The organism is Aeromonas sp. EU05-FHT14A05, assembly GCF_058791175.1.
Map to the genome: position 1 here is coordinate 18721 of NZ_JBYTDH010000020.1, position 18084 is coordinate 36804.

Consider the following 18084-nt stretch of genomic DNA (forward strand, 5'->3'; position numbering starts at 1 on the left):
ATAATGGAAGCACAAAAAGTGAATGTCATTTCCTTACCGAGAGATATGTCTCCGGTGAGTGATGAAATTGACCTGCGGGAACTGGTGATTGCATTGTGGCATGGCAAGTGGTGGATCTTTTCCACCACCGTCATTGCCACTTGCCTCGCCGTCGCCTTCGCACTCTTAAGCCCCAATATCTATCGTGCCGAGGCCTTGCTGACCCCCTCCCTTGAGCAGCAAGGTGGCGGGCTCTCCGCGCTGGCCTCCCGCTTCGGCGGGCTGGCCAGCCTGGCTGGCGTCGATCTTGGCAACAAAGGCGGGGATAAGGCCTCGATAGCCATTGAAGTGGGCAAATCACGGCTGTTTCTTGGGGATTTCATCCGCCGGCACCAGCTGGCTGTCCCTCTGATCGCCGCCACCGGCATGGATAAAGCCACCGGTGACTTGATCATCGACCCCTCAATCTACGATGTTGATACGCAGAAGTGGGTGCGTGAGGTGCCTCCGGGCAAGTCACCCATACCCAGCGACTGGGAACTGATCAAGGCTTTCAAGAATCTAGTCACCCTCAACAGCGATCCCAAAACTGAGTTATTGACTGTCACCATCGACTTTTATTCACCGCAACTGGCCAAACAGTGGGTGGACTGGCTGATCAATGATCTCAACCACACCATGAAACAACGGGATCAAGATGAGGCAAAGCGCAATATTTCCTATCTGACCGAGCAGTTATCCAAAACCTCCGTCGCCGATATGCAGAAGGTTTTTTATCAACTGATCGAAGAGCAGACCAAGACCTTGATGCTCGCCGAAGTCAATCAGGAATACGTTTTTAAGGTCCTTGATCCTGCCGTCATAGCCGAAGAAAAAATAAAACCAAAACGGGCACTGATTGTTGTCTTGGGTGCACTGTTGGGCGGCATGTTGGGAGTGATGATAGTTTTGGTTCGGTTTGCATTCCGTCATGATAAAAGATAATGGATGCAAACTGATCAAAAACGATGGCTTGCCATCATAATAGAATAGAACGATCGTCGACTATTCTGATTTTATAAGGGAAATATATGAAGAAGAGTGTTTTGATTATGACTGCCCTGCTGGCGCTGTCCGCCCCGACCATGGCTGCAGAAACAGTAGCTGCAGGCGCTGGTGCTAGTACCGGTGGCGCTGCTGCCGGTGCCGGTGCTGCTGGCGCTGCTGTCGGTGGCATCACCGCAGGTGCTCTGGCCGTTGGCGTAGCCGCTGCTGCTGCCATTGGTGTTGCCGTCGCCGTTGCCAGCAATGACGACGGCAACAGCAACAGCTCCACCTCGACTGTGACCAGCACAGCTCGTTGATATTAAGATTTAAAGACTGCCTCAGGGCAGTCTTTATTTTCATGTCTATCTATTCAGTGATGCTTGCATGCTAACTAAGCGCATTTTCATAGTGCTATCAATGTTGTTGTTTGGCTGTGCAGACAACAACGTTGATAGCTATCAGCAACTTAAATTTCTTTTTTCCGGGAATGAAGAAATAACCATCACCCCAGAAGCAATCAATAATCTACCTTATGCCAGTGCATTTGTAACAGTCGATGACAGGCCCAGAATATTTGTCGTTCTTGCATTTGCAGAGAATAATCGACTGTCATGGGTCAGCAGCGACAGAGGCATGATTGTAACCAAACATGGTCGTATAACCAGAACACTGAAGCTGGATAATGATCTTGATTACTTTGCAGACTCGATGACAGATCCATTATCCCAATCTTCCATCACTTCGGGTGTGCGGTTCAGTTACAGCGCTGAATGGGAAAAAAATCGCCGCAGCGGGAGAAGCATGCACAGTCTATTCCGACAGCTGGCGGATGAAGACCTGGATATCAACGGCGCCATCATTGTGACCTCCCTCTATGAGGAAACAGTGCAGTCGATAAAAGATGGTCAAACATGGAAGAATTATTACTGGTTGGACAAAAAATCTGGCTTGGTCAGAAAAACAATTCAAAAGTTAGGCCCTGACAACAGCACCATAGAGATGGTCTTTACCAAGCCTTACGCATCATGAAAAAAATAATACTCTCGTTATTGATAGGCTATGTGCCCTTGCTTCACGCTGACAGCATTACTAAAGTAGTCTTCGGTAATGTCAATGGTGCCACCATCTCCCTTTCGGATAGCCAGCGTCTTGAACAGCTGTTGAATGCCCCCGGTTTGCCCGATGACATTTATTGGCCTGCTGCCATCATCTCATCTCCCACCGAAGAGGCGTCGGTACAACAGGCCAAAGATCAGCTGCTCAGCGATTTGAAAGCACTCCAGATTGTCTGGATGAGAGTGCATCAAGGGGGGTTGGTTCAGGCCACCCAGCAACTGCTGCGAGAACTGGATCAGCTCGACGTGGCAGGCCGGATTGACATAAAGCTGGATCCCGATCTCAGCAGAATTGAACCAGGCAACAACCCTCGTTTGGCCGGAAATTACTCACTCTATGTTTCTCCTCGGCCGTCCCGTTTATATTTGATGGGGCTAATCAATAGCCGCAAGTCATTGCCTCATGAATATGGAAAAGGTTTGGCTGAATATTGGCAAGGCCATAGCTTGTTGGCCGGAGCCAACCCGGGCGAGGTCTATCTCATTCAGCCAGATGGCAGCGTCCAGTTATCACCCGTGGCCGTCTGGAATGAATACCATATCGAACCCATGCCAGGGGCTACACTGTTTGCCGGCTTCGATCCGGATCTGCTGCCCGACGAATTCAAAAACATCAATCTCCGTATTGCCGACATGATTGCTAATCGGATACCCGAGTAATGCTGACCAGAATCGCCACTCTCTCGCTGCTTGCCTCCCCCATCGCTTTTGCCAACACGGACAGCTTCTCGCCAACCCTCCCCACCCAGAGTGACTTTGGTGGCGTAGGTCTGCTCCAGATGCCGACGGCACGCATGGCCCCAGAAGGTGAGTTCTCATTCAACTACATGGATAACCAGGAATATCGACGCTGGTCTATCTCCATGCAGCCATTCGACTGGCTGGAAGCCACCCTGAGATACACCGACATTCGCACCCGCCTGTATAGCAATGATGAGAGCTTCAGTGGCGATCAAACCTATAAAGACAAGGGGCTGGATGTCAAAGCCAGACTCTGGAATGAATCCACCTGGCGACCTCATGTCTCTGTCGGACTTCGCGATGTCATGGGGACCGGACTCTTTGACAGCGAGTACATAGTCGCCAGCAAACGCTACAAGAACCTGGATTTCACCCTCGGGATGGCATGGGGAAATATGGGGCAGAGCGGCAATATCAAGAACCCCTTCTGTGAAGCCCGTGAGGCCTGGTGCCAGCGCGACGACAGTTTCTCTGGCAGTGGTGGCAAATTTGAATTTGGCAGCCTGTTCCATGGACCTGCCGCACTCTTTGGCGGGATCGAGTACCAGACGCCCTGGCAACCATTGAGGTTGAAGCTTGAATACGATGGCAATGACTACAGTCACGAGTCGGCGGGCGTCATAACACAAAGCACCCCCATCAATGTGGGCATAGTCTACCAGCCCTATGATGCTCTCGACATGCACCTCAGCTATCAGCGCGGCAATACGCTGATGTGGGGGGTGACACTGCATACCAATTTCAACGATCCCTCCTTGTCGCTGCCCAAACTCATGGACCCCCCGGTTCCGGCCTATCAGGTCAGCGAAACTGCCTCTCTGAATGAAGTGGACTGGCAGGACTTGTCCTCTCAGCTTGCCGCCAATGCAGGCTGGCAAGAGGTCTCCCTCTACGGTGATGACGATACCCTTACCCTGGTGGGTGAGCAGACCCGCTTCCGGGAGCAGGCTCAAGGCGAGCACAGGGCCACCATGCTCGCCGTCAATGAGGTCCCTGCGTCGGTGAAGCAGTTGCGGATCATCGAGCAGAAGCAAGGAATGCCACTGCAGGAGACCCGCGTCGATCTGGACTCCGTACGCCGCGCCAACAGCGACCTTCCTCTCGGCCAGACACAGGAGATCGAAGTCAGCCGTCAGGCGCCGACCCAGGTAGCAGGGAAACTGCGCCATGAGGCGGAACCCCACTCATGGAGCTTCAAGATTGTGCCCAAACTGAACCAGTCCATCGGAGGCTCAGAGAGTTTTTACATGTATCAGGTCGGGTTGAATGCCAATACCGACTGGTACATGACCGAACGCAACTGGCTGAGCAGCACCATCTTCTTCAATCTGTTCAACAACTACGACAAGTTCAATTACACGGCCCCCCCACCCGACGGCGAGGCCCTGCCCCGGGTCAGAACCTGGATCCGGGAATATGTCACCTCCTCGGATGTGCTCCTGAATAACCTTCAGCTCACCCATATGGATAAATATGATGATGCCTGGTACGCCCAGGCCTATGGCGGCTATCTGGAGATGATGTACGCCGGGGTCGGTGGTGAAACCTTGTATCGCCCCTTCAACCAAACCTGGGCCATAGGGGCAGACATCAACCTGGTGAGGCAGCGGGACTGGGAAAACACTCTCCAACTGGCCGACTATCAGGTGGCGACCGGCCATGTCACCACCTACTGGCAGCCTGAGTTTCTGGACAAGGTGACGGCCCAGATCTCGGTGGGTCGCTACCTGGCGGGGGACTATGGCGCCACCGTCAACTTCGCCAAGCAGTTTGATTCGGGGATCAGCGCCGGTTTCTTTGCCACCTTCACCAATGTGTCGGCAGAAGAGTATGGCGAGGGAAGCTTTACCAAGGGGCTCTACATCACAATCCCGTTCGATCTGATGATGTTCAAGTCCACCATAGACAGCGGCACCATCAGCTGGGTCCCCCTGACTCGGGACGGCGGCCAGATGCTGGCCAGAAAGTACGGGCTCTACAGCCAGAGCAGCGTCGCCTCCTTCTGACATGAAGTGACTGCCCGTCGCAGATAAAAAAAGCACCTTCCATGAAGGTGCTTTTTTGTTTCTGGCACATGGGTCTCTGCGATCAGCCCTTGGGCTTGCGCTCACCGGTGACAGTGGGGTTCTTGGGGTCTGAGCTCCACTCGTACCAGCCGCCGTCGTAGACGCTGATCCGCTTCCAGTCCATCAGCCAGGCGTAGAAGAAGGCCTCGGAGGCGCGCCAGCCGGTGCCGCAGTAGAAGGCGGCCTGCTGGGTCGGCTCTATGTTCCACTGATCCCACATGGCGAGGATCTCGCGGGCCGGTTTCATGGTGCCGTCCGGGTTGTGGAAGTCGCTCATGCTGTTGGCATCCACGCCGCCGTGACCCCACTTGGCCCCGGGGATGTCGCCCTTGGGCTTGATGTAGCTGTAGCCGGAGGTGTTGCCGACAAACTCGTCCCAGGTGCGTACGCTGACCAGAGCACTATCGGGCTGCTTGAGCAGCGCCTTGGCCTGATCCAGGCTGGTGTAGTACTCGGGATGGGCCGGAATGGCCACACCAAACTCCTTCACCGGCTCAAACTTGTTGGCCAGGCCGGTTTCGGTGCGCAGGTGCTGCACGAACCAGGCATCCAGGCCGCCGTCCAGCAGGCGCACGTCTTCCACCCCGGCATACATCATCAGGTGAGCGGCACGGGCCGCCGCCATGGTGTTGCGACCATAGAGGATGACGGTGGTGTCGTGGCGGATGCCGTTCTCCAGCAGCAGCTGCTTGAGGGCTTCGTCAGAGACCTTGTTCCACAGCGGCTCCTCTTCCAGGCGGTTGGTGTCGATGTAACCGGCCCCCGGGATATGGCTCAGCAAGTAAGCCTTGGGCGAGCCCCAGTCGACCTCGAACAGCTTCCAGTCCCCCTTGGGGGCTGCCGCCACCGGCTTGCCAGCCTGCAGATCGGCGAGCCAGAGCGGGTAGACCAGCTGCTGCCAGCGGGCCAGGTGCTCGCGCGGCGCGCTCTGCCAGCCCTGCAGCTCGAACAGCTGCTTGATGCCCTGCTGGCGCAGCAGACGGGCCACCTCGGCCACTTCCCGCGGGGCGCCGTAGAGGGCGACCGGCAGATCGGCCTTCAGCCCCTTGCTCGCGAGCGCCTTGGGCCACTCTTCGTCACTGTATTTCCACTCGGCGGAAAGGTTCTCGGCGCCGGCCACGTGGCCCCCCTGCTTTTCGCCCGCCATGGGCCAGCCCTGGTAGAAGTAGCTGGGGCGGGTATCCAGGATCACAGCCTGCTTCGCCTTGGCATCGGCCAGGGAGAGAGGGGGCAGTTCGGCGGCCAGGGCGGGCCAGGCACACCAGAGCAGCAGGGCGGCCAGGCCGCTGCGCCACAGTCCAGTCATTCGTTTCATGATGTTGTCTCGATGCATAGTGAACAAAGTTAAAAAATGGAGCGGCCGAGGCGCTCGGCCAGCAGCTCCAGCGCCGCCGTGCCCGCCAGGGAGTTGCCCGCCTTGTTGAGTTCGGGGGACCAGACGCAGACCACCAGCTCGCCGGGGATCAGCGCCATGATACCGCCACCCACCCCGGACTTGCCCGGCATACCGACCCGGTAGGCGAAGTCGCCCGCCTCGTCATAGAGGCCGCAGGTGGCGAGCAGGGCATTGACCTGCTTGGTGGTGCGGGCAGGCAGCAGCGGCGAACTCTCGCCGAGCGGCACGCCGCGGTTGGCCAGGTAGATGAATGCCCGGGCCAGATCGACGCAGCTCATGCGGATGGCGCAGGCATTGAAGTAGCTCTGCAACACCTTGTCCACCTCGTTCTCGAAGTTGCCATAGGCCTTCATCAGGTAGGCGATGGCGGCGTTGCGGGCGGCGTGCTGATATTCGGAGCGGGCCACAACCTGGTCCGCCATGATGGCCGGATTGCCGCAGAGGCGACGCACCAGCTCCAGGGTCCGTTGGCGCGGGGCCGTGAGCCGGGTCTCCAGCAGATCGCTCACCACCAGGGCGCCGGCATTGATGAAGGGGTTGCGAGGAATGCCGTGCTCGAACTCCAGCTGCACCAGGGAGTTGAACGGCTGGCCTGAGGGCTCCTTGCCCACCCGGGCCCAGATCTCCTCCTCCTGATAGAGGGTGAGCGCCAGGGTCAGGCTCAGGGCCTTGGAGATGCTCTGGATGGAGAAGGGCTCGCAGGCGTCACCGGCGGTGAACAGCTCCCCCTCCACGGTGCAGACGGCGATCCCGAGCCTGTCCGCCGGCACCTGCGCCAGCGCGGGAATGTAATCGGCCACCTTGCCCTGCCCGAGCAGCGGGCGCACCTCTTCCAGGATGCTGGCCAGTAATTCGGATGACAACACCATCGACGATTCCATGAGATGAGACGAGGTGAGGCGAGGCTCACCGACAAAAATCCCGCCGGCGGCGGGATTTTCTATCTGCCCGAGAGGCAGTCTGATATCAGGCCGGCTCACCGTACCAGAGATCGAACAGCTCGGTGACCACCACGGCCTCCATCCCCTTGCCTTCCAGCCAGGATTTGACGGCGGCGCGGTCCTCTTCGGTGCACTTGCCCAGTTGCTGGGTGCAGATCATCCCTTCCCAGGCCAGGTGGCCTGAACCGGCGAAGGCCAGCTTACGGGGTTCAACAACCTCATCGATCATCGCATCGACTACCGCATCGATGGTCTCTTCGGCAGTGCCGACCGGGAAGTTGAAACTGACGTCGAAACCCATTTCCTGGAATTCATCGACGCGCAGTTTCTTGCGCAGACGGCGGCTACGATTGGCCATGATAGCTCCTCAAGTTAGTGGATACGGAGTTGACGTGCCAGCTCAGCTGACACGCTTGAAAATCAGATCCCAGACCCCGTGGCCCAGACGATGGCCACGTTGCTCGAATTTGGTCAGCGGGCGCCAGTCGGGACGGGGCACCCAGTTGCCGGTGGCGGAGGTGTTCTCGTACCCCTCGGCGGCGCTCATCACTTCCAGCATGTGCTCGGCGTAGTTTTCCCAGTCGGTGGCCATGTGGAAAACGCCACCGATGGCGAGCTTCTGGCGGATGTCCTGGGCGAAGGCCGGCTGTACGATGCGGCGCTTGTGGTGGCGGCTCTTGTGCCAGGGATCCGGGAAGAAGAGTTGCAGGCAGGAGAGTGAACCGTTCGGGATCATGTGCTCCAGCACCTCTACCGCATCGTGACAGATCACGCGCAGGTTGGTGACGCCCGCTTCCTGGGCGGTGCCGAGGCAGGCCCCCACGCCCGGGGAGTGCACCTCGATGCCGATGAAGTTCTTCTCGGGGGCATTCCTGGCCATCTCCACCAGGGAGGCGCCCATGCCGAAGCCGATTTCCAGCACCACAGGGGCCTCGCGGCCAAACAGCGCCACCATGTCCAGGGGTTGTGGTGCAAAATCGATGCCCATGACCGGCCAGAGCTCTTCCAGGGCCTTCTCCTGCCCTTTGGTCAGGCGGCCTTCGCGACGGACGAAGCTGCGGATCTTGCGCATGAACTTGCCGTCTTCGTTAAATACATCTTGGGTCACAGGCATATTTGTCTCGTTATTTCATCAATCCGGGTAACAGAACCGGGGTCAATCCGGGTTTAGGCCGACCTGGGTGGTTCGTTATTTCATCAATCGGCAAAAACAGGGGAGCGAATTATCCCAAGATAGGCCCAAGGCGCAAGTGTTTCGCAAAACAAATCCCCCCTGACTGACCAATTCCGCCACTGCGGTTGACAAATGCCACCCCCTTCACAGAATCTGCGGGGCGTCAGGTGCATCCTGACGCGGAAAAATAAAACCATACACAACAAAGGATTGCAGTATGAAAAAAGCCCTTTTGACCCTCGCCATCTCGGCCCTGCTGGCCGGGTGCAACCCCTCGGACAATGACTCCCAGCCCCCCGCCCCTGCCACCCAGGCCTATGAATACCTGGTGCAGCTGAGCTCGAGTGCCGAAGGCATAGGTGCCAGACCCACGGGCACCGAGGCCGAGACCCGCGCCGCCGCCTGGATCCAGGACCACCTGACCGGTTGGGGCTACGAGGTGCAGAACCAGCCCTTCAGCTACACCCGAAGCGGCACCGAGAAGCACTCCCAGAACCTGGTCGCCGAGCTCAAGGGCCAGAGTGACAAGGTGATCCTCATCGGTGCCCACTACGACAGCACAGGCGAGAAGAAGGGGTCTGAAGGTGCCACCGACAACGGCGCCGGTGTCGCGGCCCTGCTGGCAGTCGCCGAAGCGCTCAAGGATCAAACCCTGCCCTACACGGTGCGCTTCGCCTTCTTCGGGGCGGAGGAGAACGGCCTCAACGGCTCCAAGGCCTATGCCGCCAGCCTGGACAACGACGCCGTCGCCAAGCTGCTGGCCATGGTGAACTACGACACCATCGCCGGGGGCGACATCGTCTACGTCCACTCCGCCCACTCCGACGTGGCCGAGTACAACTGCGCCGAGCCGGGCCGCTACAGCTTCGATCCCAAGGTGCGCGATCGCCTGCTGGCGATCTCCAAGCAGAGCGCCACCCCGTTCGCCATTCACCCCAGCTACGACGGCTACCCGGAAGGGGAGACCGGCAGCTGGTCGGATCATGCGCCTTTTGCCTGCCTGGGGGTGCCCATCGCCTATGTGGAGGCCACCAACTTCACCATCAACGGGGAGGATGGCTATGACGGCTACTCCCAGAGCACCAACCCGGCGCTGTGGGACTGCTACGACGAGGCCGGCAAGAGCGCCTGCGATCGGGACAGCGAGACCCAGTGGGGCAAGATCTGGCACACGGAGCACGACCGCCTCGACAAGATGGCCGAACTGTTCCCGGGCCGGGTCCAGCAGCAACTCGGTGCCAACACGGATCTGATGATCAGCTTCCTGAAAGCTCCCGGGCTCTGAGTACCGAGCCGATGAACTGCCTCTTCAAGCTGAAAGAGCCCGGGCTCCAGGCTCAGGGTAGATGAACGCCTGGCAGGGGTTTTGGCGCCCCCGGCCAGGGTAGAGACGATAAAATTCGGGCAGGTGCCAAACCTGCCCTTTTTTATGGATTTTTGTGACAGCCATTGCCTCATTTCTGAAATCTGATACAAACGGATAACCTGGCGGTTGAATGGAGCGACCGCCACCTAGTCAGAGAGAACCCTATGCAGCCGTTTTTTGCCCAGCGCTTCGAGAAGGTCGAGCCTTCCTTTATCCGTGAAATCCTGAAAGTCGCCGCCAATCCGGAGATCATCTCCTTCGCCGGCGGCCTGCCCAATCCCCACCTGTTCCCGGTCAAGGCCATCGAGCAAGCCTGCCAGGACGTGCTGCGCGAGCAGGGCGCCGCGGCGCTGCAATACGCCACCACCGAAGGGTTCGCCCCGCTGCGCCAGTACATCGCCGATCGCTACCAGAGCCGCCACGGCATGGAGGTCAACCCGGACAACATCCTGATCACCAGCGGCTCCCAGCAGGCGCTGGATCTGCTGGGCAAGGTACTGGTGGACGAGGGGCAGGATCTCATCATCGAAGAGCCGGGCTACCTGGGTGCCATCCAGGCGTTCTCCGTCTATCAACCGAATTTCAGGCCCATCACGCTCGGGGAAGAGGGACTGGATCTGGCCGCGCTGGATGCGCTGCTGGAGCAGGGTTCCAGCGCCAGGCTGCTGTACGGCGTACCGAACTTCCAGAACCCGAGCGGGGTCTCCTATAGCCGTGCCAACCGCGAGGCCCTGGCCGAGCGGCTGGTGCGCCACGATCTGCTGATGGTGGAGGACGACCCTTACGGCGAGCTGCGCTTCGAGGGGGAGCACCTGCCTCCTATCGCCAAGCTGGCGCCGAACAATACCGTACTGCTCGGCTCCTTCTCCAAGACGGTGGTGCCCGCCTTCCGTCTGGGCTGGATGCTGGTGCCGGACTGGCTGCGCAAGAAGGTCACCATCGCCAAGCAGGCCACGGATCTGCACAGCAACGCCTTCAGCCAGCAGGTGCTGTACCGCTTCCTGACCGATCACTCCCTCGACGCTCACCTGGAGAAGATCAAGGAGGTCTATGGCCGCCAGCGCGCCGCCATGGAGGCCGCCCTGAGCCGTCACTGCCCGCCCGGCGTCAGCTACACCCGCCCCGAGGGGGGCATGTTCCTCTGGCTGACCCTGCCGCCCAGCATCAGCGCCATGGCCCTGTTCGACGAGGCGATCAAGGAGAAGGTCGCCTTCGTGCCCGGCGCCCCCTTCTATGTGCGCCCCGAGATCCAGAACACCCTGCGCCTGAGCTTCTCCTGTGTGGATGAGGCCACCACGGAAGAGGGCATCAAGCGCCTCTGCCGCGCCCTGTCCCGCATGCTCTGAGCCCTCTGGGGATGAAAAAAAACCAGCGACCCGGGTCGCTGGTTTTTTTTATGCCTCGCTCTCAGCCCTTGTCAGCAGGCGAACAGCGGGCGGGCAAGCCATGGGCACCGAGCCCCTTGGCGTTGCCCCTCAGGCTGACGGGGGCTGCTGGGTGGGCAGCAGACTGGCAAAGGCCGTCATCGGCATGGGCCTGCCATAGAAGTAGCCCTGCTGGAAATCCACCTGGCGCTCCCTTAGGTAATCGGCCTGCACCTGGTTCTCCACCCCTTCCGCCACCAGCAGCAGACCGAGCCGGGTCGCCAGATCGATGACGTTCTCGACGATGTGGCTGGAGAGGGCATCCGAGCCAATCATGCCGACGAAGCTCTTGTCGATCTTGAGGAAGTCCACCTGGAAGGCCTGCAGATAGGTCAGGCTGGAGTGGCCGGTACCGAAGTCGTCGATGGCGATGAAGACGCCGAGCTGATGCAGTTCGGCAAACAGCCGGTCTGTCGTCTCGTCCGCGACGATGAGCTCCCGCTCGGTCAGCTCCAGCACCAGCTTGATGGGGTTGTTGCGGAAGGCGTCGATGAAGTCCCGGCAATCGTCCAGCAGGCTCAGATCCTTGCAGTGGCTGGCGCTGATGTTGAAACCGAAGTGGAATCCCCCGGGCAACTGATCCGCCAGGGGGGCAAAGGTCTCCCGCACCTGGGCCATCAGCAGCCGGGTCATGGGGACTATGAGGCCGCTGTCTTCCGCCAGCGGAATGAAGCGATCCGGCGAGATCATCCCCTGACGGGGATGCTGCCAGCGCATCAGCACCTCGCAGCCACTCCAGTGTGCATCCTTCCCCGTCACCACGGGCTGCAGATAGGGGATGAACTCCTGCTGATCCAGCGCCCGCTTCAGCTCCTGGGTCGGGGAGGTCGATCGCCCCATCAGCCAGAAGATCCCCACCCCGAACAGCACGCTCAGCAGGGGATAGACTATGATGCCGACCTTGGAGTAGTCCCAGATGTGAGCCCTGTATTCATCGACCGATACCCTGGTCACCACCTTGAACGGATACTTGCCGGAGGCCTCCTCCAGGTAGCCCGGACTGTCCGACGGGATGAGGCGGTCGGTGAGCTGGCTGTCCCGCAGCAGCATCTCCTGGCCGACCACCAGCCCGAGGGGGGAGTTGCGGCTCAGCATGTCCAGAATGTTGAGCAGGTAGTAGCCGTCTATCCCCACCAGCACGCTGAACCTGCCCATCTCCTCCCGGTAGACGATGAGGGGGCGATTCGGAGTGACGGGGTTGCCCTTCATGAGATCCAGCTTGCCACCCACGTAGTCGCCCAGCTGGATCTCCCCGCTGACCGGGCCATAGAGGGAGGTGCAGTAGATGGTCGAGCCCTCTGCCAGGTTGACGCTGCGCACATCCGGCACCGTCGCCACCTGATCCCGCAGCCCCTGAACCACCTCGAGGCAGGGCTTGTTCAGACTGCCGGCAAGGGCCGATGCCGCCAGCTGGGCGTTGTCCAGGGTGCGGTCGAACATCAGCCTGGCATGTTGCAGCCGCTCCACCGCATCCTGCTGCACTCCGGCAGCGGTCTGCCAGGTGATGACGGCGAGCCCCAGCACCATGGGCAGCAGACCCGCCAGCAGGGCACAGGCCAGCCGGACATAGAATTGACGCACCCTTAAACGACGAAATGGCATAACCGTCCTCATGGTCACGGCGAAAAAGCAGGCGAGTTTACCCGCTGCTGCCCGCTTGGCAAGCAATGATGATGCGCTCGGGTGAAATCCAGATGGCACCCGCTCTGGGAGGCAAGCCCCCCTCCCCATTCAGCGCCCATGCCTTGGGCCAGCGCCAGCACCCTGGTGAAAGGCACGCGAGGTGGCGCCATCATGAATTTATAATGCTCATAAAAACAGGAGCTTGTCCATCCAGTGCCCAACCTCTAGAGTAGAGCCAACAGCCATCAGGGAGGCAGCACATGAAGATACTGATCACGGGGGGAACGGGCTTTATCGGCCGCCGCCTGGTGGCACACCTCAAGGTGGCGTACGAGGTGGTGGTGCTGACCCGCCAGGGCAGCCGGGCCTATGAGCTGCTTGGCCATGACGTCACTCTGCTGGACAACCTGGACCGGCTGGACCACCTCAATGACGTGGACATCGTCATCAACCTGGCCGGGGAGCCCATCGCCAGTGGCCGCTGGAGCGAGTCCCGCAAGCAGTTGCTGTGCAACAGCCGCTGGCTGCTGACCGAGCAACTGGTGGATCTCGTCAAGCTCTCCAGCACGCCCCCCAGATTGCTGCTGAGCGCCTCCGCCATCGGCTGGTATGGCCGCCAGGGGGATGAGCCCCTGGACGAGCGCTGCCACCATCCCCACGACGAGTTCACCCACCGCCTCTGCCAGCGGTGGGAGCAGCTGGCCCTGCAGGCCCGCAGCCCCCAGACCCGGGTCTGCATAGTGCGCATCGGCCTGGTGCTCGGCACCGATGGGGGCGCTCTGCCCAGGATGCTGCCCCCCTATCGGCTGGGGCTCGGTGGCCCCATGGGCCCGGGCACCCAGATGATGAGCTGGATCCACGTGCAGGATCTGGTGCGGGCCATGCTGTTTCTCCTCGAGCACGACGAGTGCGAGGGGATCTTCAATGGCACGGCCCCGCAGCCGGTCAGCAATCGCCAGTTCAGCCAGACCCTGGCCAGCACGCTGCATCGCCCGCACCTCTTCTTCGTGCCAGCCCGGGTGCTTCGGCTGCTGATGGGCGAGGCGGCGGATCTGCTGCTCACCGGCCAGCAGATCCTGCCCGCACGCCTGCAGGAGGCGGGGTTCCACTTCACCTATCCGGCCCTCCCCGAGGCCCTCGGCAACCTGCTGCTGCCCCCGCGCTGAAACCACCATGAAAAATCCCGACCTGGGTCGGGATTGTTACTTTCAGTGCCTCGCCAGCGGCCGTCAGAGCAGCCCCTGTCCCAGGCCTCTTAGGCGGTCGCTCAGGGTGCCCGCCAGCAGCTGGCGGCGCATGCCCTGACCGGCCAGGGTCACCAGCAGGGCCCCCAGCAAGGGCAAGCCGGCCCAGATGGCCCAGTGGAACTGCCACTGGCCATCGAACCACCACCACTGCAGGCCAAAGGAGCAGAGCTCCACCACCATGGCGGCGCACAGCCCCGCCAGGGCGCCGCTCGCCACCAGCTCCCAGCGCAGCATCTTCTCGAGCAGTTTGCTGCCCGCCCCCAGGGTGCGCATCAAGAGCAGCTCCCGACGCCGATGGGCCATGCTGGCCTGGGTCTGGGTCAGCAGCACCAGCAGAGCGGCCACCGTCACCAGCCCCAGCATCAGCCCCAGCGCCCGGCTCACCTGATCCGAGACCAGGGTCAGCCGCCCTATCAGATCCTCCACGTCGATGAGGCTCACCGTGGGGTGGCGACGGATGAGCTCCACCTCGGCGCTGCGTCCCTCAGGCGGCAGGCGATAGCTGCCAAGCCAGGTCTGGGAGAAGGGGGCCAGCACGTCCGGCGAGAAGATCATGTAGAAGTTCGGCCGCATGTTGTCCCACTTGATGGACCTCAGGCTGGTCACCCTGGCCTCGAAGCTGCGCCCCTCTATGGTGAAGCTGAGGGCGTCCCCCAGGGCGATGCCGAGCTGGCCCGCCAGCACCTCGTCGACGGAGACCTCCCCCTTGCCGCCGAGCCACTGGCCCGAGGTGACCTGGTTGTCGGGGGGCAGGGTCGCCGTGGTGGTGAAGTTGAGCTCGCGGTTCACCCCCTCCCGGGCCGCATCCTCACCCACCGCCTGACCGGCGATCCGGGTCAGACGCCCGCGCACCATGGGGTAGAAGTCCGAGGTGATGGCGCCGGCCTGGTGCAGATCCGCCAGTATGCCGTCGCGCTCCCCGTCGGCCACATTGACCAGGAAGCGGTTAGGGGCATCCGCGGGCAGACGGGCGGAAAAATCATCCAGCAGATCGACCCGCGCCGCCCACAGCAGCCCGAACAGCATGAGCGCCAAGGCAAAGCCCGCCAGCTGGAACAGGCCGCTGCCGCGCTCGCGGGAGAGGTGACTGATGGCCAGACGCAGGGCATGGGGCCCCTTGAGCCGACCACCGAGTCGCAGCAGCCCGGAGGCCAGCAGCGCCAGCAGCACCATCAGCAGCCCCATGCCCCCGATGAGACCGAGCGCCAGCCTGACATCGGCGGTAAAGCCCCAGACCAGGGCGAACAGACCGAGCAGGCCCACGGGCACCGTCAGCCAGGGGGGAATGCCCGCCTCCAGCTCCCGGCGCAGCACCCGCAGCGGCGGCACCTTGAGCAGGCGCAGGAAGGGGATGAAGGCCAGCAGCAGGGTGATGAAGAAGGCGACCGCCAGACCCAGGGCAAAGGGGCGCCAGGAGGGCGGCGGCAGATCAGCTGGCAGCAGATCCCCCAGCAGTTGCAGCGTCAGCCACTGCATGGCGCTCCCCGCCACCAGGCCGATCAGGGCACCTATCAGGGTCAGGGAGGCGAGGAGCGTCCCCATCAGTTGCCAGAGGGTACGCCGCGACGCCCCCAGCGTCTTGAGCAGCGCCACCATGTTGGTCTGGCGCTCGGCGAAGTGACGCACCGCTATGCCCATGGCCAGGGCCCCCAGCAGCACGCCGGCCAGGGACGCCAGGCGGAAGAAGCGCTCGGCATTGGCCAGGGACTTGCCGACCTGGGAACCTTGATCGTCGGGCTTGATCAGCTTCTGCCCCGCCGTCAGCTTGGGCTTGAGCCAGCGCTCATAGCGGGCGACCCCCTCCCTGGGCCCCTTGATGAGATAGCGCCACTGCTGGCGGCTGCCCGGCAAGAGGGCGCCGGTTGCCTCGATATCGGCACTGTGGATCAGCGCCCTTGGCGCCATCTGGAAGGGGCTGAAGCCCTGATCCGGCTCCTGGCCCAGCTCCCCCGCCACCGTCAATCTGGTGTTGCCGACCTCCAGCTCGTCCCCGAGTTTGGCACCGAGCAACTGCATCACCCGGGCGGAGAGCCAGATCTCGCCGGGCGCAGGGGCGCGCTGGGGCATCAGCTCCAGCTTGCCATAGAAGGGGAAGTCGCTCGGCACGGCGCGAATGGACGCCAGCTGCAGGCCGTCGCCATGAAACAGCATGCTGTTGAAGCTGACCGTGGTCTGGACGAGGAGCCCCTCCTGCTTCGCCTGGGCGAGCCAGGACTCGGGCGCCGGGGTGGCGGAGCGCAGCACCCGATCCGCCCCGATGAAGTCGCGGCCCGAGGCCTTGAGTCCCGCATCCAGCCGATCCGCCACCAGGGCCACGCTCAGCACGCAGGCCACGCTCAGGGCCAGCGCCAGCACGAACCAGCGCAGCTCCCCGCTGAACCCTTCCCGTCGCAGCAGTTTGAAACCCAGTCTCCATTGACTCATGACTTGCTCCCCATGCCCGGCGCCAGCACAAGCCAGAACCACAGCTCCCCGCTGAATCCTTCCCGGCGCAGCAGCTTGAAACCCAGTCTCCATTGATTCATGACAGCTCCCTGACACGGGGAGCCAAGGTGGCTTCGGATGCTGGCGCATCTGCCTCCAGCCGTCCCGCCGCCATCACCAGCTGCCGCTGGCAGCGCTGGGCCAGCTCATGATCGTGGGTCACCACAACCAGGGTGGTGTTGTGCTCGCGGTTGAGACGAAACAGCAGTTCGATCACCGTCTCCCCCGTCTTGCTGTCGAGGTTGCCAGTCGGCTCGTCCGCCAGCAGCAGGCTGGGGCGGGTCATAAAGGCCCGGGCGATGGCGACTCGCTGCTGCTCCCCCCCGGACAGGCGCGGCGGCAGGTGGTGCAGCCGCTCGGCCAGCCCGACCTGGGTGAGCAGCTCGCGGGCCCTGGGCTCACAGTCGGTCTCGCCGCGCAGCTCGGCTGGCAGCATGACGTTCTCCAGGGCGCTCAGGGTGGGCAGCAGCAGGAAGGACTGGAACACGAACCCCACCTGCTCGGCACGCAATCTGGCCCGCCCCTCCTCGTCCAGCCGGGTCAGGGACTGGCCCAGGATCTCTATCTCGCCGCTGCTCGGCAGGTCGAGTCCGGCCAGCAGGCCGAGCAGGGTGGACTTGCCGGATCCGGAGGCGCCGACCAGGGCCAGCGTCTCGCCGGTATTGACTTGCAGATCGATCCCTTCAAGGATGGTGAGACTTTCCTGGCCGAGGCGAACGGTTTTGCCGAGCCCCCTGACGGTGATAATGGGCGTTGAACTCATGATGCGTTTCCTGTTTGCCTTAACCTGTAATGACAATAGATCCTGGGAGTTGAATGCATGACCCGTGTCTTGTTCGTCTTGAGTTGCCTGTGTTGCTGGATCTCATCGGTCCAGGCGCAAACCCTGCTGGTACTGGGGGACAGCCTGAGTGCCGGCTACCAGATGCAGGCCGAACAGAGCTGGCCTGCCCTGCTCAACGAGAAGTGGCAACAGCAGGGTGGCGAGCACAGGCTCATCAACGCCAGCATCAGCGGTGAAACCACCCAGGGGGGGCTGGCTCGCCTGCCCGCCCTGCTCGAGGAGCACAAGCCTGACTGGGTACTGATCGAGCTGGGTGGCAACGATGGCCTGCGCGGCTTCGCCCCCGCCATCACCCGTGACAACCTCACCAAGATGGTGGCGCTTGCCAAGGCACAGCAGGTGAAGACGGTGCTGACCCAGATCCAGCTGCCCCGCAATTATGGTGCACGCTATCTGCGCCAGTTCGAGCAGATCTTCCCGGAACTGGCGCAGGCCAATGGCCTGCCGCTGATGCCCTTCTTTATCGATGATATTGCGCTTCGCCCTGAACTCCTGATGAACGATGGCCTCCATCCCACGGCCGAAGCCCAACCGCAGATCCGCGACCGGGTCGCGAGCTTTATCGAGCCCCTGCTGACCCAGTGACCCCAGGGGACGGCATTGGCCTCCTGCCCGCCAAAACAGAACACCCGCCAAGGCGGGTGTTCTGTTATCGAGC

General features: G+C 61.5%; 15 protein-coding genes. 8 read left to right on the top strand and 7 right to left on the bottom strand.

Annotated elements, in window-relative coordinates:
• The first annotated feature begins 3 nt into the window (after positions 1-3).
• The 4 genes from AC3WR3_RS19870 (at position 4) to AC3WR3_RS19885 (ending at position 4867) form a co-directional block, all read left to right on the top strand.
• Positions 4-963 carry a Wzz/FepE/Etk N-terminal domain-containing protein gene (locus AC3WR3_RS19870; RefSeq protein ID WP_492293132.1) on the top strand — a complete coding sequence of 320 codons (960 nt, stop codon included), beginning with the start codon at positions 4-6 and terminating at the stop codon, positions 961-963.
• A 426-nt stretch (positions 964-1389) separates the two neighbouring features.
• Positions 1390-2034, top strand: coding sequence for a YjbF family lipoprotein (locus AC3WR3_RS19875; protein ID WP_492293134.1), 645 nt, complete (start codon positions 1390-1392; stop codon positions 2032-2034).
• A complete protein-coding gene (locus AC3WR3_RS19880) occupies positions 2031-2780 on the top strand; it encodes a capsule biosynthesis GfcC D2 domain-containing protein (RefSeq protein WP_492293135.1) in 750 nt (249 codons plus the stop codon). The genes AC3WR3_RS19875 and AC3WR3_RS19880 overlap by 4 nt, the downstream gene beginning before the upstream one ends.
• On the top strand, positions 2780-4867 hold the full coding sequence (locus AC3WR3_RS19885; RefSeq protein WP_492293137.1) for a YjbH domain-containing protein: 2088 nt from the start codon (positions 2780-2782) through the stop codon (positions 4865-4867). Before AC3WR3_RS19880 ends, AC3WR3_RS19885 begins: the two co-directional genes overlap by 1 nt.
• 82 nt (positions 4868-4949) lie before the next feature.
• Here AC3WR3_RS19885 and AC3WR3_RS19890 read toward each other — a convergent pair whose 3' ends face one another.
• The 4 genes from AC3WR3_RS19890 to trmB form a co-directional block, all read right to left on the bottom strand.
• Positions 4950-6233: a rhodanese-like domain-containing protein gene (locus AC3WR3_RS19890; protein WP_429110566.1), complete on the bottom strand. Its 1284-nt coding sequence runs from the start codon at positions 6231-6233 to the stop codon at positions 4950-4952.
• Positions 6234-6271: 38 nt separating this feature from the next.
• Complete coding sequence (gene glsB, locus AC3WR3_RS19895; protein WP_202046621.1) at positions 6272-7192, bottom strand: glutaminase B; 921 nt, start codon at positions 7190-7192, stop codon at positions 6272-6274.
• Positions 7193-7289: 97 nt separating this feature from the next.
• A complete protein-coding gene (locus AC3WR3_RS19900) occupies positions 7290-7622 on the bottom strand; it encodes a YggL family protein (protein WP_492293139.1) in 333 nt (110 codons plus the stop codon).
• 42 nt (positions 7623-7664) lie between these two features.
• The gene (gene trmB, locus AC3WR3_RS19905; protein ID WP_139436010.1) at positions 7665-8378 is read right to left on the bottom strand and encodes a tRNA (guanosine(46)-N7)-methyltransferase TrmB; all 714 of its coding nucleotides are present in this window, start codon (positions 8376-8378) and stop codon (positions 7665-7667) included.
• A gap of 277 nt (positions 8379-8655) precedes the next feature.
• Here trmB and AC3WR3_RS19910 point away from each other — a divergent pair, with 277 nt between their 5' ends.
• Together AC3WR3_RS19910 and AC3WR3_RS19915 are read left to right on the top strand one after the other, a co-directional pair.
• Positions 8656-9723: a M28 family metallopeptidase gene (locus AC3WR3_RS19910; RefSeq protein ID WP_492293142.1), complete on the top strand. Its 1068-nt coding sequence runs from the start codon at positions 8656-8658 to the stop codon at positions 9721-9723.
• 245 nt (positions 9724-9968) lie between these two features.
• Positions 9969-11150, top strand: coding sequence for an aminotransferase-like domain-containing protein (locus AC3WR3_RS19915; RefSeq protein ID WP_492293144.1), 1182 nt, complete (start codon positions 9969-9971; stop codon positions 11148-11150).
• A gap of 129 nt (positions 11151-11279) precedes the next feature.
• Here AC3WR3_RS19915 and AC3WR3_RS19920 read toward each other — a convergent pair whose 3' ends face one another.
• Positions 11280-12830, bottom strand: a complete 1551-nt coding sequence (locus AC3WR3_RS19920) for an EAL domain-containing protein (RefSeq protein ID WP_492293146.1) — start codon at positions 12828-12830, stop codon at positions 11280-11282.
• Between the two features lie 281 nt (positions 12831-13111).
• Here AC3WR3_RS19920 and AC3WR3_RS19925 point away from each other — a divergent pair, with 281 nt between their 5' ends.
• Positions 13112-14017 (top strand): TIGR01777 family oxidoreductase, encoded by a 906-nt coding sequence (locus tag AC3WR3_RS19925; RefSeq protein ID WP_492293148.1) that lies wholly within the window; start codon positions 13112-13114, stop codon positions 14015-14017.
• Positions 14018-14080: 63 nt separating this feature from the next.
• Here the strand turns inward: AC3WR3_RS19925 and AC3WR3_RS19930 are convergent, their stop codons facing one another.
• Together AC3WR3_RS19930 and AC3WR3_RS19935 are read right to left on the bottom strand one after the other, a co-directional pair.
• Positions 14081-16522, bottom strand: coding sequence for an ABC transporter permease (locus AC3WR3_RS19930; protein WP_492293150.1), 2442 nt, complete (start codon positions 16520-16522; stop codon positions 14081-14083).
• Between the two features lie 97 nt (positions 16523-16619).
• Positions 16620-17345 carry an ABC transporter ATP-binding protein gene (locus AC3WR3_RS19935; protein ID WP_043132953.1) on the bottom strand — a complete coding sequence of 242 codons (726 nt, stop codon included), beginning with the start codon at positions 17343-17345 and terminating at the stop codon, positions 16620-16622.
• Between the two features lie 57 nt (positions 17346-17402).
• Here AC3WR3_RS19935 and AC3WR3_RS19940 point away from each other — a divergent pair, with 57 nt between their 5' ends.
• The gene (locus tag AC3WR3_RS19940; RefSeq protein ID WP_492293153.1) at positions 17403-18011 is read left to right on the top strand and encodes an arylesterase; all 609 of its coding nucleotides are present in this window, start codon (positions 17403-17405) and stop codon (positions 18009-18011) included.
• The last annotated feature ends 73 nt before the right edge of the window (positions 18012-18084 follow it).